Genomic DNA, 24,941 nt, shown 5'->3' on the forward strand with positions numbered 1-24,941 from the left:
GCGGTCGGGTGGGGCGGCCGTACCGGAGGGGGCGGCGCGGGTCTGGCCTCGGCGCAGGCACGGGCTGTTACGGAACCGTAGACACCGGGCCGCTCGCCCGCCCCGGCCCCCGCACTATCCTCGGTCTGTTGCACAGGGGCGTATCGGGGGATATCGGGGGGAGGCGGTTTCGCCATGGAGAAGCTGGGACCCGGCGATCCGCAGCTGATCGGGGCCTACCGGCTGCTGGCGCGGCTCGGGGCCGGAGGCATGGGGCAGGTCTATCTGGCCCGGTCGGACCGGGGGCGGACCGTCGCCGTCAAGCTGGTGCGGCAGGAGCTGGCACGGCAGGAGGAGTTCCGGGCGCGGTTCCGGCAGGAGGTGCAGGCCGCGCGGCGGGTCGGCGGTCACTGGACGGCGCCCGTGCTGGACGCGGACACCGAGGCCGCCGTGCCCTGGGTCGCCACCGGCTATGTCGCCGGGCCCAGCCTGCAGCAGGTCGTCGGGCACGACCACGGCCCGCTGCCCGAGCGCTCGGTGCGCGTCCTCGCGGCCGGGCTGGCGGGTGCGCTCAAGGACATCCACGCCGCCGGTCTCATCCACCGCGACCTCAAGCCCTCCAACGTGCTGGTGACGATCGACGGGCCGCGTGTCATCGACTTCGGCATCGCACGGGCCCTGGAGACCGTCACGGACGGTGGGCTCACCCGGACCGGCGCGCTGGTCGGCTCGCCCGGGTTCATGGCGCCCGAGCAGGTGCGCGGCGACCGGGTCACGCCCGCGTGCGACGTCTTCTGCCTCGGCTCCGTGCTCGCCTACGCCGCCACCGGTGCGCTTCCCTTCGGCGGCGCCGACAGCGGGGTGCACGCGCTGATGTTCCGCATCGCCGAGGAGGAGCCCGACCTGGAGGCGCTGCCCGAGGGCATCGCCGACCTGGTCCGCGCCTGCCTGAAGAAGGACCCGGCGGCGCGGCCCACCCTGGACCGGATCCTCCAGCTCACCGGAGCCGAGGACACGGTGGCCGGCGGCCGCTTCCGCGACCCGTGGCTGCCGAGCGCCCTGGTGGCCCAACTCGGGCGGCACGCGGTGCAGTTGCTGGACGCTGAAAACCCGGAGGAGCCGCAGCCGCCGCAGCAGCAGCCGCAGGGCGAGCAGGCGCCGGGGGAGGCGGCCGCCGCCGGTGCCGTGGAGCTGACCAAGGGGGTGAAGGCGGTTTCCGGGGCGGACGGGGAGCCCCCCGCCGCCGGCGGGCCGGGGGCCCTGCCCGCCGCCGCGGCGCACCCTCCCGCGGCGGTCCCCGCAGCCCCCGCTGCCGCCGCGGCTGCCCGGCCCCAGCCCCAGCCCCAGCCCTCGCCCGAGCACGCCGCGGCCGCCGACGCCTTGGATGCCGGCGCCCCGGGCTCGTCCGGCGCCTCGTCCACCCCGACGCCCCCGGGGCAGCCGGGCGGTGGGGCGCAGAACCCGGTGAACCATCTGCCCACCATGGCGGCGGGGCAGACACCCGCGCCGGGGCCGGCGCCCGCGCACCCCGCCTACGGCTATCCCCAGCAGCACCCCCAGCCAGCCGTCCACGGTTACCCGCAGCAGCCCGCCGGCTGGTCCGGGCCGCCCGGTTCGCCGGCGCAGCACCCGTACGCCGGCCTGGGCACTACTGCGCCCCACGGCCCGCCGCTGTTCGGTTCGACCCCGCCGTACGGCCCGGGCGCCCTGCCCGGGCGGGAGCCGCGCCGAGGCCGCTCCACTGCGGCGCTGGTCGCGGTGGCGGTGGTCGTCGCGCTCGGCGCGGGCGGCTCGGTGTACGCCCTGATGAAGGGCGGCGGCGGTGACGACAAGGGCGGCGGGCCCGGCTCCTCGCCGACCGTGAGCGCCCCCGTCACGCCGACCACCCCCGACTCCGGCGGCTCCGGTCCGTCCCCCGCGACCTCGCAGCCGGACTCGCCCTCCCCGACCGGCGGGGTGGTCCCGGCCGCGTACCTCGGCAGCTGGACGGCGACGATCAACAACGCCTTCGGCCCGAACACCCGCCAACTCACCATCACCCAGGGCGAGGTGGGTGACACCGTGCTCACGCTCGCCGCCGCCGGCCCCACCGACGGCGGCGGCAGCTACCACTGCGTGTTCGAGGCCCGGCTCACCCAGCAGCCGGGCGCGAGCGGGCCGCTGGAGATCGGCCCCTCCACCGTCACCAGCGGGTCGGGTTCGGCCTGCAACCCGGGCGCGGCCACGGAGGTCACCCTGCTGCCGGACGGCACCCTGCAGCGGGTGAACACGGGCAACGGGGAGAAGCTGACCTACACCAGGCAGTGACGCACCAGGCAGGAACGGTGCCCGAAGCTCCGCGCGTGGGACCCCCGGGCCCCCGGGCTCCGGTCCTCGGCCGTTGCCGTGGTTCCGGTCCTCGGCCGTTGCCGTGGTTCCGGCTCTCGGCTGTCGCCGTGGCTCCGGCCCTCGGTGTCACCGGCGGCTCCGGAACTCGGTGTCACCGCGGCTCCGGCGGCCGCTGCCGGGGCATGTTCGGACGGGCGGTGCCCGGTGGCAGGGCCGGCCGGCCGTGGCCGCCGCCCACCTCCGGCCGCCCGCTGCCCGGTACCGCCGACTGGATCCCCATCGGCGCCGAGCCGATCCGGAACTCCACCATCCAGTCCGCCGTCTCGGTGCGCACCAGCTCGGTCACGTCCTCCGAGAACCGCCGCAGCACCGCCAGGCACCGCTCGGTGGCCTCACTGGCCGTCCCCTCCGCCGGTCCCAGGACCTCCCGCACGCACTCGGTCGCCCAGTCGAACTGCAGCGCCTGCAGCCGCCGCTGCACCGCCTGCGCGGTCGCCGTGTCCCTTATCCACCCCGAGGTCACCCCGAAGTACCGGTCGGTCCCGACGCACGCCACGGACAGCAGCAGCGCCAGATACCCCCACGGCGCCACCCCGCCGACCACGCCGGTCAGATCCAGCAGGGGCAGCGCCGCCCCGGCCACCGCCCCGGCCGCGGCCCCGCACCGCAGCACCCGCGCCCCCCGCCGCTTCCACACCCGCTCCGCGAGGTACCAGGCCGCCGTCTGCAGAGCCCCCCGCTCCACCCACCGGTACAGCTCGTCCAGCCGCTGGGCCGGCTCGCCCCAGTCGCCGAGCGGGAAGGGCCGCCCGGTCAGATCGCCCGGCCGCAGCCCGGCCGCCCCGTCGCCCCGCCCGTCCTGAGGCGGACGCTCGGGCTGCATCTCCGGCTGACCCACCCGGCACTCCCTACTGATCACGGTGCGTGACGCTGGCAGGCGCTGGTACGGCCCTGGGGCCCCGTCGCCAGGACCCTGGCCGCCGCGCCGGACCCCTTCCTACCCCCCAATGGGTGGCGAAGAGGCATCAAGCACCTCTTTTCCGCCCGGAAGAGGGCCTTGATCAGGTATAGGACTCACCCGAGACTCACTCGAAAGAGTGGCGGGGCGCTGTCTGCCTGGACCACGTAGGCTCGTGCCAACGGGGAACGATCGGTCGATCCCCGCCCGGACAGCCGTACGAAAGCAGGAGCTGATCGTGATTCCCGGTGGTGGCCAGCCCAACATGCAGCAGCTGCTCCAGCAGGCCCAGAAGATGCAGCAGGACCTGCAGCAGGCCCAGGAGGAACTGGCGCGGACCGAGGTCGAGGGGCAGGCGGGCGGCGGTCTGGTGCGGGCCACCGTCACCGGCGCCGGCGAGCTGCGCGCGCTGAAGATCGACCCGAAGGCGGTCGACCCGGAGGACACCGAGACCCTCGCCGACCTGGTCGTCGCGGCCGTCCAGGCCGCCAACGAGAACGCCCAGAGCCTCCAGCAGCAGAAGCTCGGCCCGCTCGCCCAGGGTCTGGGCGGCGGCAGCGGCATCCCGGGGCTGCCTTTCTAAGGCGGGTGCCGGGCAACTACCGTACGTACCGAAGAAAACCGTCAGGAAGGACGGCAGTCCGTTGTACGAAGGCGTGGTCCAGGACCTCATCGACGAGCTGGGACGGCTGCCCGGCGTCGGTCCCAAGAGCGCCCAGCGGATCGCCTTCCACATCCTCCAGGCGGAACCGGCGGACGTACGGCGGCTCGCCCAGGCCCTGCTCGAGGTGAAGGCGAAGGTCCGCTTCTGCGCGACCTGTGGCAACGTCGCACAGGAGGAGCTGTGCGGCATCTGCCGCGACACCCGCCGCGACCCGGCCGTCATCTGCGTGGTCGAGGAGCCGAAGGACGTCGTCGCCATCGAGCGCACCCGTGAGTTCCGCGGCCGCTACCACGTCCTGGGCGGTGCGATCAGCCCGATCGAGGGCGTGGGCCCCGACGACCTGCGGATCCGGGAGCTGCTCGCCCGCCTCGCGGACGGCACGGTCACCGAGCTGATCCTGGCCACGGACCCGAATCTCGAAGGCGAGGCGACGGCGACGTACCTCGCCCGCATGATCAAGCCCATGGGCCTGAAGGTCACCCGCCTGGCCAGCGGCCTCCCGGTGGGTGGCGACCTGGAATACGCGGACGAGGTCACCCTCGGCCGCGCCTTCGAGGGGAGACGACTCCTAGATGTCTGACGCCACGCTGCACGCGACCAGCCAGAACCCGGACGACTTCGCGGTCCAGATCGCCGATCAGGTCGAGAGCTTCCTCGTCGCGGTCGCCGAGATCGCCAGGGGCGACGAGCCGGAATCGGCCGTGCCCTACCTCCTCCTGGAGGTCTCCCAGCTGCTGCTGGCCGGCGGCCGGCTCGGCGCGCACGAGGACATCGTGCCCGACGAGCGCTACGAGCCCGACTCCGGCCCCGAGCCGGACGTGGACCTGCTCCGCGAGAACCTCGCCCGTCTGCTGGAGCCGATCGACGTCTACTCCGAGGTCTTCGACCCCTACGAGCCGCGCCGGGCCCCCGTCCCGGCCCGGATCTCCGACGACCTCGCGGACGTCGTGGCCGACCTGCGCCACGGCATGGCCCACTACCGCGCGGGCCGCACCACCGAGGCCCTGTGGTGGTGGCAGTTCTCCTACTTCTCCAACTGGGGCTCGACGGCGTCCGCGACGCTGCGGGCGTTGCAGTCGCTGGTCGCCCACGTCCGTCTGAACCAGCCCCTGGAGGAGCTGGACGGCCTGGACACCGACCAGGGCATGGGCGACGAGACCCTGGAGTTCGAGGCCGGCAAGGTGATGGCGCAGGAGATCGCCGCCCCCCTGGGCCTGCGCGGCGCCAAGTGAGGTGCCGCCCGCCGTTCGTGTGACCCCGCGCACTTTCCGAGTGCCGTCCCGTGGCGTGGGCATGAGCCGTCCTGAGAAACGGGCGCCGGACATCTCACGATGCGGCATCGCGGAGGGGAAATTCGGACGCTCGTTAGACTGAGCCGACCGCACTGCAACTGCGTATGTGCGGGAGAAACACGGACTGAGCGAGGAGCGCACGTGGGCCTTGTCGTGCAGAAGTACGGAGGCTCCTCCGTAGCCGATGCCGAGGGCATCAAGCGCGTCGCCAAGCGGATCGTGGAAGCGAAGAAGAACGGCAACGATGTTGTCGTGGTCGTTTCCGCGATGGGCGACACGACGGACGAGCTGATCGATCTCGCCGAGCAGGTTTCGCCGATGCCTGCCGGACGCGAGCTCGACATGCTGCTGACCGCCGGAGAACGGATCTCCATGGCACTGCTGGCCATGGCGATCAAGAACCTGGGTCACAAGGCCCAGTCGTTCACCGGCAGCCAGGCAGGTGTCATCACCGACTCGGTCCACAACAAAGCCCGGATCATCGATGTCACACCGGGCCGCATCCGGACCGCGCTGGACGAGGGCAACATCGCCATCGTCGCCGGCTTCCAGGGCGTCAGCCAGGACAAGAAGGACATCACCACGCTCGGCCGCGGTGGCTCCGACACCACCGCCGTGGCGCTCGCCGCCGCTCTCGACGCCGAGGTCTGCGAGATCTACACCGACGTCGACGGCGTGTTCACCGCCGACCCGCGCGTGGTGAAGAAGGCCCGGAAGATCGACTGGATCTCCTTCGAGGACATGCTGGAGCTGGCCGCGTCCGGCTCCAAGGTGCTGCTCCACCGTTGCGTGGAGTACGCCCGCCGGTACAACATCCCGATCCACGTCCGCTCCTCCTTCAGTGGGCTGCAGGGCACGTGGGTCAGCAGCGAGCCGATCGAGCAAGGGGACAAGCAGGTGGAGCAGGCCATCATCTCCGGTGTCGCGCACGACACCTCCGAGGCCAAGATCACGGTCGTCGGCGTGCCCGACAAGCCGGGCGAGGCCGCGTCCATCTTCCGTACGATCGCCGATGCCGAGATCAACATCGACATGGTCGTGCAGAACGTGTCCGCCGCCTCCACCGGCCTGACGGACATCTCCTTCACGCTGCCGATGACCGAGGGCCGCAAGGCCATCGACGCGCTGGAGAAGAACCGGGCCGGCATCGGCTTCGACTCCCTGCGCTACGACGACCAGATCGGCAAGATCTCGCTGGTCGGCGCGGGCATGAAGACCAACCCGGGCGTCACCGCGGACTTCTTCACCGCGCTGTCCGACGCGGGTGTGAACATCGAGCTGATCTCGACCTCCGAGATCCGTATCTCGGTCGTCACCCGCAAGGACGACGTGCCGGAGGCCGTGCGCGCCGTGCACACCGCCTTCGGACTCGACTCCGACAGCGACGAGGCCGTCGTCTACGGCGGCACCGGACGATGACCGTCCCCCGGCGGCGGGCGACCCCCGCCCCCTTGCACGGAGGCGTACGACGATGACCGTCCGACCGACGCTCGCGGTCGTGGGAGCGACCGGAGCCGTCGGCACGGTCCTGCTCCGGATCCTGTCCCAGCGCGCGGACGTCTGGGGCGAGATCCGCCTGGTCGCCTCACCGCGCTCGGCCGGCCGCAAGCTGGCCGTGCGCGGCGAGGAGGTCGAGGTGGTGGCGCTCGGCGAGGAGGCGTTCGACGGGGTGGACATCGCCCTGTTCGACGTCCCCGACGAGGTCGCCGCGCGATGGGCGCCGGTCGCGGCGGCCAAGGGCGCGGTGGTGGTCGACAACTCCGGCGCGTTCCGCCGGGATGCCGATGTGCCGCTGGTGGTGCCGGAGGTCAATCCGTACGCGGTGCGGCGACGCCCGCGCGGGATCATCTCCAGCCCCAACTGCACCACGCTGTCCATGATCGTGGCGGTGGGCGCGCTGCACGCCGAGTTCGGGCTGCGTGAGCTGGTCGTCTCCTCGTACCAGGCGGTGAGCGGGGCCGGGCGCGCGGGCGTTCAGGCGCTGCGCCGGCAGCTGTCCCTGGTCGCCGGTTCGGAGCTGGGCACCTGCCCCGGTGACGTACGGCGGGCCGTCGGGGAGGACACCGGGCCCTTCCCGGAGCCGGTCGCGCTGAACGTCGTGCCCTGGGCCGGGTCGCTGTGCGACGACGGCTGGTCGTCGGAGGAGATGAAGGTCCGGGCCGAGTCCCGCAAGATCCTCGGCCTGCCCCAGCTGCCGGTCGCCGTCACCTGTGTGCGTGTCCCCGTGATCACCGTGCACTCCCTGACCGTGCACGCCCGCTTCGAGGGCGAGGTCACCGTCGACAAGGCCCGGGAGATCCTCGCCACCGCCCCCGGTGTGGTGCTGTGCGACGACCCGGCCGCGGGAGAGTTCCCCACCCCCGCCGACGTGGTGGGCACGGACCCGACATGGGTCGGCAGGGTGCGCCGGGCGCTGGACGACCCCACGGCGCTCGAACTCTTCGTCTGCGGCGACAACCTGCGCAAGGGCGCCGCGCTGAACACGGCGCAGATCGCCGAGTTGGTGGCCGCCGAGTCACCGTGACTCCTGTCGCAGAACCGGGTTACCGCGGGAAATCCCGCGGCCGCGGCCGGATTCGTTTGTAGGATCCATGTAAGAAAGAGTGGTCGGGTCAATGGTCCGTACCACTTGATCCGTGCTGCCTCGGCGTCGGAAGATTCTCCTCCCCGCCCTTCGCAACCGCGTGAAGGGCGGGGAGCGTCTTTGCGGTCGCCTTTCGGGGGCGTGGGGACGCTGCGGGGCGTGGGGACGTCCTGCTTATTTCAGGACATAGGGGAAGAGCGGGACGCATGTGGGCATATGAGGCACCGTCCGTTGCGCCGCCTGCCGTGAGAACGTTGTCGGTCCCGGCACTCGGCGCAAAAGTGATGCCCGACGCGTACAACCCCGGCGGGGGCAGACGTGTCCAACTGGCGTGGCAGAGGTTCTCGACTTCTCCCCCAGGCTCTTCGAGCGGGGGGTATCCCCAGCGGCGACCCGCGGCACGGCCCTCGGCCGGCCCCGCGCGGCGCTCCGGCCGCGCGTGCCCGGCGGCATGCCGGTGATCGCGCCCATGCCCGCAGCGCGGCCCGCCCGCATCCCGAACCAGCGTGACGGCGCCGAGGAGGCCGCGGCGGCCGGCACCACCGTCGACCACCTCACCGAGACCTACCGCGCCCACTACCGCTCGCTGCTGGGCCTGGCCGCGCTCCTCCTCGACGACACCGCCTCCTGCGAGGACGTGGTCCAGGAGGCGTTCATCCGCGTCCACTCGGCCCGCAGGCGGGTCCGCGACCCGGAGAAGACACTCGCCTATCTGCGTCAGACGGTCGTCAACCTCTCGCGTTCGGCGCTGCGCCGCCGCATCCTCGGCCTGAAGCTGCTGTCCAAGCCGATGCCGGACATGGCGAGCGCCGAGGAGGGCGCCTACGACCAGCTGGAGCGCGACTCGCTGATCAAGGCGATGAAGGGCCTGCAGCGTCGCCAGCGCGAGGTGCTGGTGCTGCGCTACTTCGCGGACATGACCGAGGCCCAGGTCGCCGAAACCCTCGGGATATCGCTCGGCTCGGTCAAGGCCTACGGCTCCCGCGGCATCGCGGCGCTCCGGATCGCGATGGAGGCGCGGGCGTGAGGGAGAACGAAGAGGGCCGCGACTCGCACGAGCGGCACGAGCCCTACGCGTGGCACGAGCCGACGCGGCCACACGAGCAAGAGCACACGCAATCGCACGCTGGGAACGGAACCGTGAACCACAGCCCCGACGAACTGGGCCCCGAGGGGTTCGACTCGGACGAGCTGGCCCTGCGCAGGATGCTGCACCAGGCGGTCCAGGACGTCGAGCCGCGTGACGGCACGCTGGACCACCTGCGGCGCGCGGTCCCGGCCCGGCGGGCCCGCAAGCGGCAGGCCGCGGTCGGCATGGCCGCCGCCGCCCTGTTCATCGGCACCGCCGTCCCGGCCCTCGTGCACGTCTCCGACTCCACCGGCTCCGACGCCAACCCCGCCATCGCCGGCCAGGCCTCCCAGGCCCAGGGCGGCACGGGCCGGATCAAGGGCCCCGACGGCGGGACGAACAGCACCGGCGGCCCGTCCGACAAGGCCCCGGACAAGGGCACGGGCGGCAAGAAGGACGGCCGGAGGGGCGGCCCCGCCACCGGCTCCGGCGGCGGGTCGGCCGGGGGGCCGGACAACCCCTCGGCCACCACCGGTACCGGCACCCCGGTGTGCACGGCCGCCCAGCTCGGCTCCGCCACCGCGACGGTCGACGCCCCCGACTCCACCGGTGTCGTCTACGGCACCTTCCACATCGCGAACATCTCCACCACCAGCTGTACGGTCGGCGGCCCCGGCACGGTGACCCCGCTCGCGCAGGGCGCGGCCGACGCCACCAGGATCAGCGTGGTGCGGCACACCTCCGGCGACGCCGCGGCCGGACTGCCCGACCCCTCCACCGAGGTCTCCGGACTGGTCCTGCCGCCGGCTTCGGCCTACGAGGTGAAGTTCGCCTGGGTGCCCTCCGGGACCTGCCCCACCAGCAGCGGCAGCGGCGGCAGCAGCACCGGAGGCACCGAGACCGGCGGGCCCTCGCCCGGCCCGTCCCCCACCCAGGGCGCGAGCGCGACCGGCGGCGCGACGACGGGCACGGACGCCGGCACCTCCACCCAGCTGATGCGGGCGGACGGCGGCACGGCCGACGGCAGCGTGGTGGTCTCCCACACGGCGGAGGCGGGTTCTCCCACGGTCTCGGCCACGGTGACGAACGCCTGCGCGGGCACGATCTACCGCACAGGGGTGCTGGCTGCGTCGTAGCGGAACGTACGGCCTCGTAGGCGGGGCATACGGCCTCGTAGGCGCCGGCCGGACGCCGGCCGGGCAGCCGGTCGGACGTCGCTCAGACGTCGCTCAGACGCCGGACGGGGCGCCGGTGGCCGGCCTGGTCTCGGCGGTGCCCTCCGGCACCAGCCCCAGCTCCGCGTCCCGTACGGCCTCCACCTCGCGCCGTACCAGCCGGAACCACATGAAGACCACGAAGCCGGCGAAGACGAACCACTCGCCGGTGTAGCCGAGGTTCTGGAAGGCCTTCAGGTCCAGCCCGGTGTTGTCCGGCGCCTTCGGCGGCACCGCCCTCATCCCCGCGTCGGCCCTGTCGAGCGTGATCCACGCGTCGTAGACGTCATAGGGCACGAGGTTCACCAGTGACGCCGCGCTGATCGCCGCGGTCTGCCCGGACGGCAGTCCGCCCGCCGCGCTCACCCCGTTGTCGCCCGGCGTCTCGGACGCCTGCAGCGCCCCGGTGACCGTGATCTCGCCCGTGGGCGGCGCGGGGGCCTTCGCCGAGTCGGCGGAGCCCGGCAGCCAGCCCCGTACGACCGGCAGCGCCTTGCCGGAGCCGGTGCGCAGCAGCGTCAGCACGTAGTACCCGCGCCTGCCGTCCAGCTCGCGGCCCGGGACCAGCAACTGCTTGCCGTACCGGCCGCCGGCGGTGACCTGCATTCCCGAGGTCCGCTTGTCGACGGGCAGCAACCGCTCCAGGGGGCGCGCCGTCTCCTCGCGGTCCGAGGCGGCCTGCGCGGTCGCGGCCCGGTGGTCCTGCACCCGCGCCTCGAACCGGCTCAGCTGCCAGGAGCCCATGAAGACGCAGAAGGGGATGGCCAGCAGCACGAAGACGTTGATGCCCCACCACCGGGGCGTCAGCAGGAACCGGTACACGCCTTCAACGGTACGGTGCCGCCGGGCGCACCCGGTCGCGGGGTCGAAGTTGTCCACAGGCTGGGGAACGTGGCGCCACATTGTCGGCCCGGCCAGGCACTATGGGGCCATGACTGAGAGCAACGGGTCCGCCTCGCGGGACCAGCGGGGGCCGATCGAGCAGATGCCGGACTGGGAGAAGCGCTTCCGGGCGCCCCGGGTGTCCCTGCCCGACTGGGCGGAGGACGCGCCGGACCGCGCCCTGTTCGTGTCGAACGCGACGGGGACGTACGAGCTGTACGCCTGGGACCGGGGGACGGGCCGGCAGCGCCAGGCGACGGACCGGCCCAACGGCACGACGGACGGCGTGCTCTCCCCGGACGGCCGGTGGATCTGGTGGTTCGACGACAAGGACGGCGACGAGTTCGGCGTCTGGCGCCGCCAGCCGTTCGACGGCGGCCCCGACGAGCCGGGCGTGCCGGAGCTGGACCCCTCGTACCCGGCGGGCCTGGCACTCGGCCGGGACGGGCGTACGGCGGTGGTGGGCCGCTCCACCGACGAGGAGGGCACCACGATCCACCTCGCGCGCCTGGGCTCGGGCCGGGCCCCCGTGGAGATCTACCGCCACCGGGAGTCGGCGGGCGTCGGCGACCTCTCGCACGACGGCACGCTGATCGCCGTCGAGCACACCGAGCACGGCGACGCCATGCACTCGGCGCTGCGGGTCCTGCGCCCGGACGGCACGGCGGTCGCGGAACTGGACGACACCAAGGGCGGCACGGTCGAGCTGGGCCTGGAGGTGCTGGGCTTCGCGCCGGTCGTGGGCGACGCGCGGCTGCTTGTCGGCCACCAGCGGCGCGGCCGCTGGGAGCCGCTCGTGTGGGACGTGGCGACGGGGGAGGAGACCGATCTGGCCCTGGACCTGCCCGGCGACGTGAGCGCCGAGTGGTATCCGGACGGGACCGGCCTGCTCGTGGCGCACAGCTTCGAGGCCCGCAGCGAGCTGTTCCGCTACGACCTGGCGAGCCGCGAACTGGCGAAGATCCCGACCCTGCCCGGCACCGTCTCCGGTGCGACGGCCCGCCCGGACGGCAGCGTGGAGTACCTGTGGTCCTCGGCGGCCGAGCCGCCCGTGGTCCGCTCGACGATCGGCGGGGTGGTCCTGGACCCGCCCGGCATGCGCTCACCCGCGTCGGTCCCGATGGAGGACGTATGGGTGGACGGCCCCGGCGGCCGCATCCACGCCCTGATCCAGAAACCCCATGACGCGGTGGGGCCCCTCCCCACGGTCTTCGACCTCCACGGTGGCCCCACCTGGCACGACAGCGACTCCTTCGCCGCCGGCCCGGCCGCCTGGGTCGACCACGGCTACGCGGTGGTCCGCGTCAACTACCGCGGCTCCACGGGCTACGGCCGGGAGTGGACGGACGCGCTCAAGCACCGGGTGGGCCTGATCGAGCTGGAGGACGTCGCGGCGGTCCGCGAGTGGGCGGTCGCCTCCGGCCTCGCCGACCCCGACCGCCTGATCCTCACCGGCGGTTCCTGGGGCGGCTACCTCACCCTGCTCGGCCTCGGCGTCCAGCCGGACGCCTGGACCCTGGGCATCGCGGCGGTCCCTGTCGCCGACTACGTCACGGCGTACCACGACGAGATGGAAGCCCTGAAGGCCATGGACCGCACCCTGCTCGGCGGCACCCCGGAAGAGGTCCCCGAACGCTTCGAGGCATCCTCACCCCTGACCTATGTCGACCAGGTCAAGGCCCCCGTCTACATCTCCGCGGGCGTCAACGACCCCCGCTGCCCCATCCGCCAGATCGAGAACTACGTCAAACGCCTCGAAGCCCGCGGCGCCCTCCACGAGGTCTACCGCTACGACGCCGGCCACGGCTCCCTGGTCGTCGACGAACGCATCAAACAAGTCCGCCTCGAACTCGACTTCGCAAAGCGCCACTTGCCGAACTGAACGGACGGCTGCCCCCGGGTGGAGCGGGGCGGGGGCAAAGCCCCCGCCCGTGGTTCAGGCCGTGCACCTTTGGCCTTTTTGTGTTTCTTGGGCAGCGTCGTCCAGCACTTCCCGCACTTCCGGCACGTCCGAGAAATCTTCCAATCGGTGCAAGACCACTTTGACGCGTTCGGCCGTGCGCTCGCTTGCAATGTCCGCAGAAAGTGCGATGACGCGCTGGGCCGTTGCTGCCGCTTCCTCCGGCTCGTCGGCGTCCGCCAACGCAATGGCAAGCCAAGACAGGTACAATGCCAGTTCCCGCGTGTGCGTGGCGTCATATCGTGCGAGCACTTCCCGCAGCAACGGAACGGCGCGCAGAGGGCGTTTCAGCTCCGTATAGACGCGAGATTCCATCACCTGCAATTCGCCTGCCTCTACCCAATACAGGTATTGGGGCGACTCGCGTTCTACGCTGTTAGCCTCCCACGCTTCGGACGCCTCGCCCAGGGAACGCATTGCCGGTTGTGGCTCACCGGCTTTCGTGTGCGCCCAGGCCACGCGGTCGAGATACAGCGCCCGCGCTTTTGCAGGCGCATCCTCGCCTGTCTGGTCGAGCGCTGCCCGAGCAAGCGTCAACCCTTCCGTCTCTCGTCCCGTGTTGCTGTATTGGTACGCGAGCGATCCGGCGAGGTTGCCGACTAGCGTCCTGTCTTCCGCTTGCCAGGCAGCGCTCATGCCCAGTTTGTAAATGCGCTCCGCTTCCTCGTGGCGCCCAGCGTCAGAGGCGATCCAACCGGCAATCTGGGCCAACTCGCCAATCTGGGAGAGTAATGCACGCCCGACTTCCTCCGTGTGGCTTCCCTCGCGGTATAACTTCACCACGGAACGTAACTCCCTAAGCGCTGGTCCGATTAGGTCGCCACCCGCTAGAAAGTCATCCGCGAGGCGCAATCCATGCACGCGGCCGGCTAGGTCGGAAACGTCACCAGCACCAATTCGGCGCCCCTGTCTGACTTTCGGCGGCGTCAATTGGTCGGCATCCGGAAGGAAGTCGGCAACCGTTACAGGAGCGGCGCCCTCGGTACCACTCGCGACTGCCTGTCCAAGCTCACTGGCAGCCACGTCCAATGCGGTGGCAAGGAATGGCAGCCATTCACGCGGCGTGCGCTTTCCTTTCTCGTACCGGTAAATGTCCTGCCGTGTCAGTGAGTCGTGCGGTAACCCGGCTGCCCGGCATGCCTCTGCCGCTAGCCGTGCCTGACTCCAACCCATGGCCTGTCGCAGGCGCCGGATCACGTGGGCCGCTGTCTCACCGCGCATGCCTCAAGTCTGGCCTACCACGGGCCTACATGGGGCCGCTAGGCAGCGAATCGGCAGTGCGGAAGCGTGGTCAGGCGCAAGGACCCCCGCGACCGCTGGAACGGCCCGGGGGCGTGGCCACCGCTTCCAAGGAGCGATGACGTGACAGAACTTATCCGCACTGCTCTCGAATGGGTCGGAGTGGTCCTGCTCGGGCGACGTACCCCCGGCAGGCGTGCCCGCACCGATGCCGGCCCGCAGGTGTCACAGACGGCCCGTGTGGCGCCCTCCCCGCACGTATGGGGAGCAAGGCTGGTCGTGGCGCGCAGCCTGCGCCCCAGGCCCCCCGCCCAGCCGTCCGGCCCGTGCGGCGTGCATGACCCCGCGGAGCATCGGGGCGCCCTGGTCCGGCCCTACGTCGCCCAACTGGACGTCATGCTGCGAACTGCCCGCACAGGCGCCCACGTCGACCCGTGGGAGGCCGTCCAGTGACCATGACCATTGCCGTGTACCGGATCAACCCGGAAACCGGCGCGCGCACCGTGGTGCGCGAAAAGCGCACGGTAAAACCCCTTGAGGTGCCGGAGGTTAGTTCGGCACTTCCCCCCTGTTCCTGCCCTCACTGCGTCGGTAACGCCATCCGGCTGCATGCCAGGGTAAGGGAAACCAACCGGCGCAGTCGGGGGGAACTGTGACCGGCTCGACCACGGCGGACACGTCGACCATGTCCGCAGAATGCGGAGTCGCGCAGCGTCCCGAGTACAAGGGCATGCACCGGGACTGCCGCCGAACCGCCGACATCCCGCTCCCGGGCGCACCGGGCATCGTGCTTGTGCCTCGCTGCACCTGCCCGTGTCACCTGGGCAACAAGAGGGCGAACGCCTGAACCGAGCACCAAACCGGATGGGCCCCCTCTGCGACGCAGGGCAGAGGGGGCGCACTCATGCCCGCGCCCCGCACCCCGCGCCTACCCCCCGCCCCCGCGCCTACCCCCCCGCCCGCTCCCGCGCCCTCCGCCCCAGCAGCTCCGCCAGCCCCCGCCGCGTCGCCGCGAGCACCACCCGGTCCTCGCCCCGCAGGACATACGTCTCGGGCAGGTTCCACACCAGCTCCGACCCCGTTCGTCCCCCGCGCCCCGTCTCCTCGGAGGCGTCCCCCGCTGCCGGCTCCCGCCGCTCCTGCGAGCCCGCCACCCCCGTGTCCAGCGCCAGCACCCGCCAGTACCCCGCCCGGAACGCCTCCGCCACCGTCCGTCCCTCCAGCTGCGGATGCCCGCCCACGTCCATGGACGCGAACAGCAGCACCCGCCGCTCCACCGGAATCGCCCCCAGGATCTGCCGCCCGAACATCGCCCCGGCGAACGCGGGCGCCGCCAGGTGCGACACACTCCGGCTCCGCGTCAGCGCCTGCGGATGTGCCGCGCGCAGGGTGCGGTACACCGCGGTCGCGAAGTCGTCGTCGTACAGCCGCAGCACCACCCGCAGATCGGGCCGCACGGACCGCGCGTACAGCACGGCCTCCAGGTTCGTCGTGTCCGCGCTGGTCACCGAGAGCAGCGCATGCGCCCGGTGGATCTTCGCGGCCTCCAGCACCCCTTCCTGTGTGACGTCACCGAGCACCACCGGCACCCGCAGCCGCCGCGCCGTCGCGAGCCCGCGCGCCTCGGGGTCCGACTCGACGCACACCACCGGGATGTGCAGCTCCCGCAGCCGAGTCAGCACGCGTGTGCCGATCTTGCCCAGCCCCAGCAGCACCACATGCCCGCCCAGTCCCCGCGGCGGCTTGCGCAGCGCGGACGCCGTCCTGAACGTCCCCAGCGCCTCCAGCACCGCCGCCAGCAGCACCGGGAGCAACAGCAACCCCACCAGCCCGGACAGGAGTTGCAGCACCTGCCGTCCGAGCGACTTCCCGAGCGCGGGATCGTCGATGGCGAACAGGTCCAGCAGCGTCAGATACAGCGCGCCCAGCGGATGCACCCCGGTCACCAGCCACAACGCCACCGCGAGCGCGAACACGCACCCCACAAGGCCCGCCAGCGACCACCGCAGCCGCCGCGAGAACAACGACGCCAGTGGCGGTACGACCCCGACACTGCGCCCAGCCCCGCGCCGGGCCCCGCGCCCGGCCGGCAACGGAGGACCGGCGGCGTACGCCACCTGCTCCAGCACCACCGTGCCACGCCCGGTGGCCGTCCGTACCATCGCCTCGTCCGGCAGCAGCCGGGGCCGCTGTTCCCCGCTGTCCTCGGACCCGTCCGCGCCCGCCGGATCGCTGCTCGTCGCCGAAAGCAGCGCCAGTGTGCACAACCCGGAGTCGGCGACCTGCCCCGGCCCGGGCGGCGGCCGTTCCACCGCGCGTAGCAGCAGCCCGTCGGTCTGGACGACCTTGCTGGTGCCGGCGACGGCGCTGGCGGCCAGGGCGGGCGCGGCCGTGTCGGCGTCGGACAGCACGGTCGTGGAGGCGTCGCCGCCCTGCGCGGTGTCGCCGTCCCCCGTGGCCAACGCGGCCGCCTGGTCGAGCAGTTCCTCGATGTGCTGGCCCAGCCTCCGGTTGTACAGGCGCAGGACGAGCCGCAGCCGCGGGTTGAGCCGGCGGGCGGTGAGGGCGGCGCGGATGTTGGTCTCGTCGTCGTCGTACACCAGGGCCAGAGCCGTGGCCCGTTCCACCCCCGCGTCGGCGAGCACCGCCTCGGTCAGTTCGGGGGCCTCCAGCAGCCGGTCGGCACCGGCGGGTTGCCCACCGTTTCCGCCGGCCCGGCTCACCGCCGCGCTCACCACCCGGTCCACCCGGTCCAGCAGAGCGGACGCCGGCCTGGCGCGGCCGACCACCGGTGGGCGTACCGCGCGCTCGGACGGCGGTACGACCAGCGTGACATGCTCGCCGTACACACCGCGCAGTTCGGCGGCCAACCGGTGCGCGAGCCCGTCGTCGCCGCACACCATCATGTGCGCGCCCGCGTCACCCGGCGCACCACCCTGATACGGAACGCTCCCCACGAGGGAACAGACTGCCTCACCGGGACGGGTGGTTCCAGAAACCGCCCGCTGGTCGCCCGACGGACGCCAAGTCCCACGGCCCCCGCGCGCGGGCCCCACTGAACGGTCCCGCCCGCACTCCCGTACAGGAGGGGAGGGAGTCGAACTCGCCCAGCCCGCCGGAGGTACCGCACCCGTGGCCATCACCGAACCCGCCCCGCCCGGAGCGGATCCCCGCGACGACCGCAGGGAGCCCGGCGACCCCCTCGAAGGAACCACCCGGGACGGCTGGCACCTCACCTCGCCCGTCGCCCTGACCCTGCTGCTGCTCGTCGTGGTCGTGGCCCAGGGTCCTCTCCGCGAGGCGCTGTCCGCGCCGGTGATGCAGAGCTGGATGACGGTGTTCGTCGCCGTGGTGGTCCAGGCCCTGCCCTTCCTGGTGCTCGGCGTACTGCTGTCGGCGGCCATCGCGGTGTTCGTCCCGCCGTCGTTCTTCGCCCGCGCACTGCCCAAGCGCCCCGCTCTCGCCGTCCCGGTCGCCGGGATGGCGGGCGCGATACTCCCCGGCTGCGAGTGCGCGTCGGTGCCGGTGGCCGGCGCCCTGGTGCGACGGGGCGTCACCCCGGCGGCGGCGCTGGCGTTCCTGCTCTCGGCCCCCGCGATCAACCCGATCGTGCTGACGGCCACGGCCGTCGCCTTCCCGCGCGACCCGGAGATGGTGCTCGGCCGTTTCGCCGCCAGTCTGCTGGTGGCCTGTGCGATGGGCTGGCTGTGGCAGCGCCTCGGCCGCACCGACTGGCTGCGCCCGCCCGCCCGCGCCTCCTACGAGGGCCGGGGCCGGGGCGCCGCCTTCTGGGGCTCGGTACGGCACGACGTGATGCACGCCGGCGGCTTCCTGGTCGTGGGCGCGATGGCCGCCGCCACGCTGAAGGCGGTCGCCCCGGCGAGCTGGCTGCGCACGGCGGCCGGCAACCCGGTGGTCGCGGTGCTGGCGCTGGCGGTCCTGGCCGTACTGCTGTCGATCTGCTCGGAGGCGGACGCGTTCGTGGCGGCCTCGCTGACGCAGTTCTCGCTGACGGCCAAGCTGGCGTTCCTGGTCGTCGGCCCGATGATCGACCTGAAGCTGTTCGCCATGCAGGCGGGTACCTTCGGCCGCGGCTTCGCCCTGCGCTTCGCCCCCGCCACCTTCGCCCTGGCCGTGCTGGTGGCCGTACTGACCGGGGCGGTGCTGCTGTGAACCGTCAGGCACAGGCGGCCGTGATGTTCCTGGTCGGCGCGGCCCTGCTGCACGCGGGCCTCACCGGCCTCTACCTCCGCTACGTCAAGGCGGGCCTGCAACCGCTGCTGCTGGCGTCCGGGGCGGTGCTCGTCGTCACGGCGCTGATGACGCTGTGGTACGAGCGCAGGAACAGCCGTGTCCACGGCCACGGGGGCGGTCACGGTGCAGGCGGCGACCACGGCCACGGTCACGGTCACGGTCACGGGGACGGTCACGGTGACGGCGGCGACCACGGCCACGGTCACGGCCACCGCGAACCCCGTATCTCCTGGCTCCTCGTCCTCCCCCTCTTCGCGCTGATCCTCGTGGCCCCGCCCGCGCTCGGCTCCTACAGCGCGGTCCGCACCGGCACGGCCCTCCAGAAGCCGTACGGCTACGAGGCCCTCCCCAAGTCCGACCCGCTCCGGCTGAGCGTGGTCGACTACGCGGGCCGCGCGGTCTACGACCACGGCCGTTCGATCTCCGGCCGCCGTGTGCAGGTCACGGGCTTCGTGGCACTGGACCGCACCGGCGCGCCGTATCTCGTCCGCATGGCCCTCAACTGCTGTGCCGCCGACGCCCAGCCGGTGAAGATCGCCCTGACCGGCCACATCCCCCCGGTACTGCAACCGGACACCTGGCTGCAGGTCACCGGCGCCTACACCGCCCGGCAGACCAGGGACCCGGTCAACAACGGCCCGGTCCCCTTCCTGAACGTGACCGAGGCCCAACCGGTGCCGACACCGCACGACCCGTACGACGAGACCTGGAACCAGTGAGAAAACCAGTGGCCGCGGCCACCCGACCCGGCCTAGCCTGACGGTACTTCGAAGAGGCCTCCCCGGAAGTACGCCGCAGAGCGGGAGCGTCCCACCTCACGACAGGTGCCGGAGGGGCGGCAGTCCTTGTCGACCCCTTCTCCCCTGCGGAGGCTCTTCATGAACGTGGGAATCGGCCTGCCCATAGGCGACCCGGCCACCCTCCTCACCTGGGCCCGGCGCGCCGAAGCCGCCCCCTTCACCACCCTCGGCCTGCTCGACCGGCTCGTGTACGACAATCCCGAACCGCTGGTCGCCCTCGCCGTCCTGGCCGGCGCCACCTCCCGCATCCGCGTCCAGACCGAGGTGCTGCTCGCCCCGCTGCGCGACACCGCGCTGCTCGCCAAGCAGGCGGCCACCCTGGACCGGATGACCGGCGGCCGCCTGGTCCTCGGCATGGGCGTCGGCGGCCGGGAGGACGACCACTGGGCCGCCGGCGTCGACATCCGCACCCGGGGCCGCCGCATGGACGAGCAGATGGCGCTGCTGCGCCGCCTGTGGTCCGGCGACCCGTACGGCGACGGCGTGGGCCCGATCGGCCCGGCCGCCGCCCGTCCCGGCGGCCCCGAGGTCCTCTTCGGCGGCTTCAAGCCCGCCGCCCTGGAGCGGGTGGCCCGCTGGGGCGACGGTTTCCTGGCCGCCGCGCCCCCGTCCTGGGCGGGCGGTCTCTTCGACACGGTCCGCGCCCAGTGGGCGGAGTACGGCCGTACCGGCGCGCCCCGCATCGTCGCCCAGGTGAACGTCGCGCTCGGTCCGGAGCGGGTCGTCGAGGACGCCCGGGCGGCCATGCACGCGTACTACGCCTTCACCGGCATGCCCGACCGCATGGTCTCCGGCATGCTCACCACCCCGGCGGCGATCCGCGCGGCCGTCGCCGCCTACGGCGACCTGGGGGCCGACGAGGTCATGCTCTACTGCTACGGCCTCGACCCCGACCAGGTCGACCGCCTGGCCGAAGTGCTCTGACCGCTCGCCCGCCGGGCGCTTCGGCGGGAGAATCGGAATATGGGATTCCGTATAGGCCGGGCAATCCCGGGAAGCGGGCGAACCGTATATACAGACATGTCGAGGTTCCGGTTCCCCGTGGGCCGTCTCCCGGACGAGGCTCTGCTGTCCGGGCTGGCCACGGGTGACCCGGAGCTCGCCGTCAGTTTCGTCCGGAGGTTCCAGCACCGGGTCTTCGGTGTCGCCATCGCCGTCATCGGGGACCCGCAGCTCGCCGAGGACATCGCCCAGCAGACCTTCGAACGGGCGTGGCGCCATGCGCAGATCTACGACTCGCGCCGCGGGTCGGTCACGACCTGGCTGACCACCATCGCCCACAACCTCGCCATCGACGCGGTCCGTTCGCGGCGGCCGGAGCCGGTGGCGCCAGAGGACCTCGACGCGATCCTCGGCGTCGTCAGCGAGACCCCCGAGCAGCATGCGCTGGCCGACGAGGCGTCGTCCCGGCTGCGGGCCGCCGTGGCCGAACTGCCGCCCGAACAGGGCCGGGCCATGGTGATGGCGGGCATCTACGGCATGACCGCCCAGCAGATCGCCGACTGGGAGCGGATTCCGCTGGGCACCGCCAAGACGCGGATCAGGACGGCGATGGGAAAGCTGCGGACCGAGCTCGTGGCTCCGCCTCTCCAGCGAGACGACCAGGCCCAGCGAGGCGATCATGCCCAGTGACGTGACCTGCGGGAACCTGCGCGAGATCGGCGCCGAACTCGCTCTCGGCGTGCTGCCGGGCCGCGAGCGGGCCGGCGCGATCGGGCATCTCGACCGGTGTGCGGACTGCCGGGAGCACGTCCAGCAGCTGACCCAGATCGGCGACCGGCTTGTCGGGCTGCTGCCGGGCAGTGAGCCGCCGGTCGGCTTCGAGTCCCGGGTGGCGCAGGCGCTGACACAGGGGGCGGCGCACGAGGGACGGCCGCACGCCCGCGGCCCGGGCCTGCCGTATCCCGGTGGCCGCCCGCACCTGGGCCTGCTCGGCTGGGGGCGCACGCGGCTCGCCGCTGCCGGCGCCGCGCTCGTCGTGGCCATCGGGTTCGGCGGCTGGGCGGTCGGCACGGCCGTGCAGGACACCCTGGCCGGACCCACCCAGTCCGTCAGCGGCCAGTCCGGCATGCTGTGGGGAGGACTGACCTCCGCCCAGGCGGCGGTCGGTCGGCCGGCCGGTGAGATCTACGCCCACCCCGGGGCCCCGGGCTGGATCTACATGTCCGTCGACCTCGCCCAGGCCGGTGCGGAGTACAGCGGCAAGGTCTCCTGCCTGCTGGTGCGCAGGGACGGGAGCACGCACCGGGTCGGCAGCTTCACCCTGCACAGGGGCCAGGGCTCCTGGGGCGCCCCCGCCTCGGTCGACCCCGCGACACTGGCCGGCGCCCGGGTGACCGCGCCGGACGGCAAGGTACTGGCGGGCGCCCGCTTCGCCACCGGGGCGGAGGCGTGAGCCGTTCGGCGCCCGGGCCGGGCAGGTCTTGAGCCGCGGCCCCTCCCGGGCCGGGCAGGCGGCCCGGGGCAGCCGTCGATGGCCGTGGCGCCCCGGTCGGCGGCCATCGAGCCGTGGCGCCCGGGTCAGGCAGCCATCGAGCCGCGGCCGGGGAGCAGCATGCCGAGGGCCGCGGCCAGTTCCGGGACCGTGGGCCGGTCCGACGGGTCGTCGCGCAGGCAGCCGTCGATGGCCGCGGCGAGCGCGCGCGGCAGCCGCCGCCGCGCCGCGATCGGCGGGGCGCTCGCCTCAAGCTGCGGGTACCAGTACTCGCCGTGTTCTTCGTGCTCGCCGTGTTCTTCGTGCTCGCCGTGCTCGCCGTGCTCGCCGTCACCGGAGGCGCGGCCGTACACCCGCTCCCGCTCCCGCTCCCCGGTAGGGATGGTCTCGCCCCGGTCGAAGGGCACGTCACCGCTGGCCACCTCGTACAGCGTGATGCCGATGCCCCACACGTCCGCCGCGGTCGTCAGCCGTCCGCCGCGCGCCTGCTCCGGCGCGAGGTAGCTGAACGTGCCGAGCCCGGGCGGGGCGTCCCCGGGCGGCCGGGCCACGCTGAGGTCGAGCACCTTGGCGTGGCCGCAGTCCACCGCGACGTTGGAGGGCTTGAGGTCCAGGTGAAGCAGCCCCCGGCCGTGCAGGTAGTGGACCGCGGAGCACAGTTGCACCCCGAGCAGGGCCACGTCGGCGGCGGCCGGGCGGCGCGGCAACCGGTGGACGAGGTGGGACAGGGTCTCCCCGGTCAGCGTCTCCATGACGACGAGAGGCTCGGGCGAGGTGAAGGTCTCGTACACCCGGACCAGGTGCGGGTGCGTGAAGCCGCGCAGCCACCGGCCCTCGCGCAGCAGCCGTTCCGCGAGCCGATCCTCGCCGCGGCGGTCGGGCCGTACGACTTTGATGACGCACCGGCAGGCTCGCGCCTCGCTCCAGGAGTCGTACAGGTCCAGCCAGCCCGTGCGGGCCAGGTGCCCGAGGATCTCGTAGCCGGGATGCGGCCGGGTGCCCGGCGGCCGGGGCGGGTCCGGGGCGGTCCGGGTGGCGTTCATGACAGCACCGTCCCGGTGCCGGTGCCGGCCGGGGGCGACGTCATCGCGTGCAGCCGCTGGAGCCGGGCGTACGCCCCGTCGCGCACGAACAGGTCGTCGTGGCTGCCGGACTCGACGACCCGGCCGTGGTCGAGCACCACGATCCGGGTGGCGTCGCGGACGGTGAGCAGGTTGTGCGAGATGACGATGGTGGTCCGGCCGGACATGAGGCGGCGCAGCGGCTCCATGATCCGGCGGCCCGACTGGACGTCGAGGCCGGTGGTGGGTTCGTCCAGGAGCAGTACGGGCGCGTCCCGGATCATCGCGCGGGCGATCGCCAGGCGCTGGCGCTGGCCGCCGGACAGCGTCCGGCCGCGCTGGCCGACCACCGTGTCGTAGCCCTCCGGAAGCAGCCGGATGAACTCGTCGGCGTCCGCCGCGCGCGCCGCGGCCACGATCTCGGCGTCGGTCGCCTCGGGCCGGCCGTAGGCGATGTTCTCCCGCACCGTGCCGTGCAGGACGAGCGTCTCCTGGAGCACCACCGCCACGCTCTCGCGCACGTCGGACAGGGCGAGGCACCGCAGATCGGTCCCGTCGAGGCGGACGGCGCCCAGGTCGGGGTCGTAGAACCGCAGCTGCAGCTTGGCGACGGTGGACTTTCCGGCCCCGCTGGCCCCGACCAGGGCCAGGGTCTCGCCGGGGGCCACGTGGAAGGACACGCCGGACAGCGCCCAGCGGGGCGTACCGGGATAGCGGAACGACACACCGTCGAACTCGATCTCGCCCCGGGCCCGGCCGATCCGCTTGGCGTCGGCGGCCTCGACGACCTGGGGCTGCTGGTCGAGCAGTTCGGCGATCCGCTCCGCGGAGGCGGAGGCGGCGTAGAAGGTGGTGCCGAGGCGGGACAGGTCGCGGACCGGGCTGTAGAGCTTGCCGATCAGCGCCAGGAACACCAGCAGGCCGCCCAGCGTGAGCTGACCCTGCGCCAGTTTCCAGGTGCCCAGGCCCATGACGGCGAGGCCGCCGCAGACCTCGATGAGCTCGACGAGCGGCCGGTAGACGGCGCGGATGCGGGCCGACGCCATCGCGGCCTGGAACTTGCCGACGTTCTCGCGCTCGAAGCGGCGCTCCTCCCAGGTCTGCCGGTTGTACGCCTGCACCAGCGCCACGTTGCCCAGCGACTCCTCGGCGACCGCGCTGAGCGAACCGCTGCGGCGCCTGCGCTCCCGCGACGCGTCCTTGATCAACCGGGAGAAGTGCCGGGCGGCGCCCCAGAAGAGCGGCACGATGACGAGCGCGAGGAGGGTGAGGTCCCAGCGCAGGTAGAAGAGCAGACCGAGGAAGACGCCCAGCCGGATCACGTGGTAGAGCGCGTCCGCCACGCCCGACAGCAGGAACGTCTCCACGGCGTCCACGTCACCCGTGACCCGGGACAGCACGTCACCGAGCCGCCGCCGCTCGAAGAACCCCAGCGACAGCCCCTGCACATGCCGGAAGACGTCGGCGCGCAAGGACAGCAGGAACTGCTCGCTGACGTTCGCCGACGTCACGTCGTCGGCGAAGCCGAGAACCCCGGAGGCGACGATGAGTCCCAGATAGGCCGGCGCGATCCACACAAAGGGCGTGAGGTCCCGGGGGACGAGCACCTCGTCCACGACGACCTTGAAGAGCCACAGTTCGGCCGCGTCGACGAGCGGCCCGACCAGGCTGAAGAAGACGAGCGGGATCAGCCAGCGCCGGCGCCCACGCGTGTAGGGCCAAAAACGCCGGAACACCTCGCGCGGGGCCAACGGCGGGGCAGCCGCGACCACGGCGTCGGACTCCCCGCCCACCGACAGCAGACGCCGCAGGACATGCGCCATGGGCATGTGCCCCTCGTTGACGGATGTCCGAGCGGACCGGGTCTTGCGATCACCGGTCCGCTCGGCCTGATGTCACTTGTTGTGACCGTGACCCGTGTTGTGGTCATGGCCCCGGCGACGCCTGTTCATCGAGGTCTCGTCGTGTCCGGAGTCCGACCCGTCCCCGTGGCCATGGTGGTCACGGTGGTCACGGCGCTTGGCAGGAAAGAGATCACTGAAGATCGCCATGGCATTCCTCCCGCTGGAACGTGCCTTGTAGGTGATACGGGGCGGAGCGCCGATTGGATGGCTGTTTCACGAAAAAACATGAGAGTTCGTCTCAAATCCCCCTACCCCCCGTCCCGCTCGCGCCCTCCTCCGCCCCGCCTCCCCCTTCGTCCGTCTTTGCCGTCTCTTTGCA

General features: G+C 72.6%; 22 protein-coding genes. 16 read left to right on the forward strand and 6 right to left on the reverse strand.

The annotated features are described in order from the left end of the window. The first annotated feature begins 174 nt into the window (after positions 1-174). Positions 175-2,286 (forward strand): serine/threonine-protein kinase, encoded by a 2,112-nt coding sequence (locus ACH4UM_RS33090; RefSeq protein WP_398187513.1) that lies wholly within the window; start codon positions 175-177, stop codon positions 2,284-2,286. Between the two features lie 172 nt (positions 2,287-2,458). Here ACH4UM_RS33090 and ACH4UM_RS33095 read toward each other — a convergent pair whose 3' ends face one another. Further along, positions 2,459-3,205, reverse strand: a complete 747-nt coding sequence (locus tag ACH4UM_RS33095) for an SLATT domain-containing protein (protein WP_398187516.1) — start codon at positions 3,203-3,205, stop codon at positions 2,459-2,461. A gap of 298 nt (positions 3,206-3,503) precedes the next feature. On the opposite strand from ACH4UM_RS33095, the gene ACH4UM_RS33100 reads away from it, so the two are divergent. From ACH4UM_RS33100 to ACH4UM_RS33130, 7 genes are all read left to right on the forward strand, one after another. Then, a complete protein-coding gene (locus ACH4UM_RS33100) occupies positions 3,504-3,848 on the forward strand; it encodes a YbaB/EbfC family nucleoid-associated protein (RefSeq protein ID WP_398187519.1) in 345 nt (114 codons plus the stop codon). Positions 3,849-3,909: 61 nt separating this feature from the next. Further along, positions 3,910-4,509 carry a recombination mediator RecR gene (gene recR, locus ACH4UM_RS33105; protein WP_398187522.1) on the forward strand — a complete coding sequence of 200 codons (600 nt, stop codon included), beginning with the start codon at positions 3,910-3,912 and terminating at the stop codon, positions 4,507-4,509. Beyond that, positions 4,502-5,161 (forward strand): DUF5063 domain-containing protein, encoded by a 660-nt coding sequence (locus tag ACH4UM_RS33110; RefSeq protein WP_398187525.1) that lies wholly within the window; start codon positions 4,502-4,504, stop codon positions 5,159-5,161. Before recR ends, ACH4UM_RS33110 begins: the two co-directional genes overlap by 8 nt. A 201-nt stretch (positions 5,162-5,362) precedes the next feature. Then, positions 5,363-6,640, forward strand: a complete 1,278-nt coding sequence (locus tag ACH4UM_RS33115) for an aspartate kinase (RefSeq protein ID WP_398187528.1) — start codon at positions 5,363-5,365, stop codon at positions 6,638-6,640. 52 nt (positions 6,641-6,692) lie between these two features. After that, positions 6,693-7,745 carry an aspartate-semialdehyde dehydrogenase gene (locus ACH4UM_RS33120; protein WP_398187530.1) on the forward strand — a complete coding sequence of 351 codons (1,053 nt, stop codon included), beginning with the start codon at positions 6,693-6,695 and terminating at the stop codon, positions 7,743-7,745. A 511-nt stretch (positions 7,746-8,256) separates the two neighbouring features. Beyond that, the gene (locus ACH4UM_RS33125) at positions 8,257-8,832 is read left to right on the forward strand and encodes a SigE family RNA polymerase sigma factor (RefSeq protein ID WP_398187660.1); all 576 of its coding nucleotides are present in this window, start codon (positions 8,257-8,259) and stop codon (positions 8,830-8,832) included. Beyond that, complete coding sequence (locus ACH4UM_RS33130; RefSeq protein ID WP_398187533.1) at positions 8,829-10,010, forward strand: hypothetical protein; 1,182 nt, start codon at positions 8,829-8,831, stop codon at positions 10,008-10,010. Before ACH4UM_RS33125 ends, ACH4UM_RS33130 begins: the two co-directional genes overlap by 4 nt. Positions 10,011-10,103: 93 nt before the next feature. Here the strand turns inward: ACH4UM_RS33130 and ACH4UM_RS33135 are convergent, their stop codons facing one another. Then, positions 10,104-10,910 carry an SURF1 family protein gene (locus ACH4UM_RS33135; protein WP_398187536.1) on the reverse strand — a complete coding sequence of 269 codons (807 nt, stop codon included), beginning with the start codon at positions 10,908-10,910 and terminating at the stop codon, positions 10,104-10,106. Between the two features lie 109 nt (positions 10,911-11,019). Between ACH4UM_RS33135 and ACH4UM_RS33140 the strand changes: the two genes are divergently transcribed. Continuing rightward, entirely contained in the window at positions 11,020-12,852 is a 1,833-nt protein-coding gene (locus ACH4UM_RS33140) for a prolyl oligopeptidase family serine peptidase (RefSeq protein ID WP_398187539.1), read from the forward strand. A gap of 54 nt (positions 12,853-12,906) precedes the next feature. Here ACH4UM_RS33140 and ACH4UM_RS33145 read toward each other — a convergent pair whose 3' ends face one another. Then, positions 12,907-13,713: a hypothetical protein gene (locus tag ACH4UM_RS33145; protein WP_398187542.1), complete on the reverse strand. Its 807-nt coding sequence runs from the start codon at positions 13,711-13,713 to the stop codon at positions 12,907-12,909. 579 nt (positions 13,714-14,292) lie between these two features. On the opposite strand from ACH4UM_RS33145, the gene ACH4UM_RS33150 reads away from it, so the two are divergent. Both ACH4UM_RS33150 and ACH4UM_RS33155 read left to right on the forward strand, forming a co-directional pair. Then, complete coding sequence (locus ACH4UM_RS33150; RefSeq protein ID WP_398187544.1) at positions 14,293-14,622, forward strand: hypothetical protein; 330 nt, start codon at positions 14,293-14,295, stop codon at positions 14,620-14,622. Next, a complete protein-coding gene (locus tag ACH4UM_RS33155; RefSeq protein WP_398187547.1) occupies positions 14,619-14,825 on the forward strand; it encodes a hypothetical protein in 207 nt (68 codons plus the stop codon). The genes ACH4UM_RS33150 and ACH4UM_RS33155 overlap by 4 nt, the downstream gene beginning before the upstream one ends. Positions 14,826-15,116: 291 nt before the next feature. Here ACH4UM_RS33155 and ACH4UM_RS33160 read toward each other — a convergent pair whose 3' ends face one another. Further along, positions 15,117-17,075, reverse strand: a complete 1,959-nt coding sequence (locus ACH4UM_RS33160; protein ID WP_398187663.1) for an NAD-binding protein — start codon at positions 17,073-17,075, stop codon at positions 15,117-15,119. Positions 17,076-17,301: 226 nt separating this feature from the next. Between ACH4UM_RS33160 and ACH4UM_RS33165 the strand changes: the two genes are divergently transcribed. The 5 genes from ACH4UM_RS33165 to ACH4UM_RS33185 all read left to right on the forward strand — a co-directional run bounded on the left by ACH4UM_RS33165 (position 17,302) and on the right by ACH4UM_RS33185 (position 21,618). After that, positions 17,302-18,342, forward strand: a complete 1,041-nt coding sequence (locus ACH4UM_RS33165; protein WP_398187550.1) for a permease — start codon at positions 17,302-17,304, stop codon at positions 18,340-18,342. After that, positions 18,339-19,142, forward strand: a complete 804-nt coding sequence (locus tag ACH4UM_RS33170) for a TIGR03943 family putative permease subunit (RefSeq protein WP_398187553.1) — start codon at positions 18,339-18,341, stop codon at positions 19,140-19,142. The genes ACH4UM_RS33165 and ACH4UM_RS33170 overlap by 4 nt, the downstream gene beginning before the upstream one ends. 159 nt (positions 19,143-19,301) lie before the next feature. Continuing rightward, positions 19,302-20,147, forward strand: a complete 846-nt coding sequence (locus tag ACH4UM_RS33175; protein ID WP_398187556.1) for an LLM class flavin-dependent oxidoreductase — start codon at positions 19,302-19,304, stop codon at positions 20,145-20,147. A gap of 96 nt (positions 20,148-20,243) precedes the next feature. Continuing rightward, positions 20,244-20,855 carry an RNA polymerase sigma factor gene (locus ACH4UM_RS33180; protein WP_398187559.1) on the forward strand — a complete coding sequence of 204 codons (612 nt, stop codon included), beginning with the start codon at positions 20,244-20,246 and terminating at the stop codon, positions 20,853-20,855. Continuing rightward, on the forward strand, positions 20,845-21,618 hold the full coding sequence (locus ACH4UM_RS33185; protein ID WP_398187562.1) for a hypothetical protein: 774 nt from the start codon (positions 20,845-20,847) through the stop codon (positions 21,616-21,618). Before ACH4UM_RS33180 ends, ACH4UM_RS33185 begins: the two co-directional genes overlap by 11 nt. A 125-nt stretch (positions 21,619-21,743) precedes the next feature. Here ACH4UM_RS33185 and ACH4UM_RS33190 read toward each other — a convergent pair whose 3' ends face one another. Together ACH4UM_RS33190 and ACH4UM_RS33195 are read right to left on the reverse strand one after the other, a co-directional pair. Then, entirely contained in the window at positions 21,744-22,700 is a 957-nt protein-coding gene (locus tag ACH4UM_RS33190; protein ID WP_398187564.1) for a serine/threonine-protein kinase, read from the reverse strand. Continuing rightward, a complete protein-coding gene (locus ACH4UM_RS33195; protein WP_398187567.1) occupies positions 22,697-24,547 on the reverse strand; it encodes an ABC transporter ATP-binding protein in 1,851 nt (616 codons plus the stop codon). The genes ACH4UM_RS33190 and ACH4UM_RS33195 overlap by 4 nt, the downstream gene beginning before the upstream one ends. Positions 24,548-24,941 lie beyond the last annotated feature (394 nt).

This window comes from Streptomyces sp. NPDC020801 (genome assembly GCF_044334385.1).
GTDB lineage: Bacteria > Actinomycetota > Actinomycetes > Streptomycetales > Streptomycetaceae > Streptomyces.

Bases quoted from the DNA above. Each gene is read 5' to 3' on its own strand.
- ACH4UM_RS33195 (WP_398187567.1), bottom strand. From the start codon at position 24,547: ATGCCCATGGCGCATGTCCTGCGGCGTCTGCTGTCGGTGGGCGGGGAG.
- ACH4UM_RS33110 (WP_398187525.1), top strand. From the start codon at position 4,502: ATGTCTGACGCCACGCTGCACGCGACCAGCCAGAACCCGGACGACTTC.
- ACH4UM_RS33180 (WP_398187559.1), top strand. From the start codon at position 20,244: ATGTCGAGGTTCCGGTTCCCCGTGGGCCGTCTCCCGGACGAGGCTCTG.
- ACH4UM_RS33120 (WP_398187530.1), top strand. From the start codon at position 6,693: ATGACCGTCCGACCGACGCTCGCGGTCGTGGGAGCGACCGGAGCCGTC.
- ACH4UM_RS33125 (WP_398187660.1), top strand. From the start codon at position 8,257: ATGCCGGTGATCGCGCCCATGCCCGCAGCGCGGCCCGCCCGCATCCCG.
- ACH4UM_RS33140 (WP_398187539.1), top strand. From the start codon at position 11,020: ATGACTGAGAGCAACGGGTCCGCCTCGCGGGACCAGCGGGGGCCGATC.
- ACH4UM_RS33090 (WP_398187513.1), top strand. From the start codon at position 175: ATGGAGAAGCTGGGACCCGGCGATCCGCAGCTGATCGGGGCCTACCGG.
- ACH4UM_RS33160 (WP_398187663.1), bottom strand. From the start codon at position 17,075: ATGATGGTGTGCGGCGACGACGGGCTCGCGCACCGGTTGGCCGCCGAA.
- ACH4UM_RS33175 (WP_398187556.1), top strand. From the start codon at position 19,302: ATGAACGTGGGAATCGGCCTGCCCATAGGCGACCCGGCCACCCTCCTC.
- ACH4UM_RS33190 (WP_398187564.1), bottom strand. From the start codon at position 22,700: ATGAACGCCACCCGGACCGCCCCGGACCCGCCCCGGCCGCCGGGCACC.
- ACH4UM_RS33185 (WP_398187562.1), top strand. From the start codon at position 20,845: ATGCCCAGTGACGTGACCTGCGGGAACCTGCGCGAGATCGGCGCCGAA.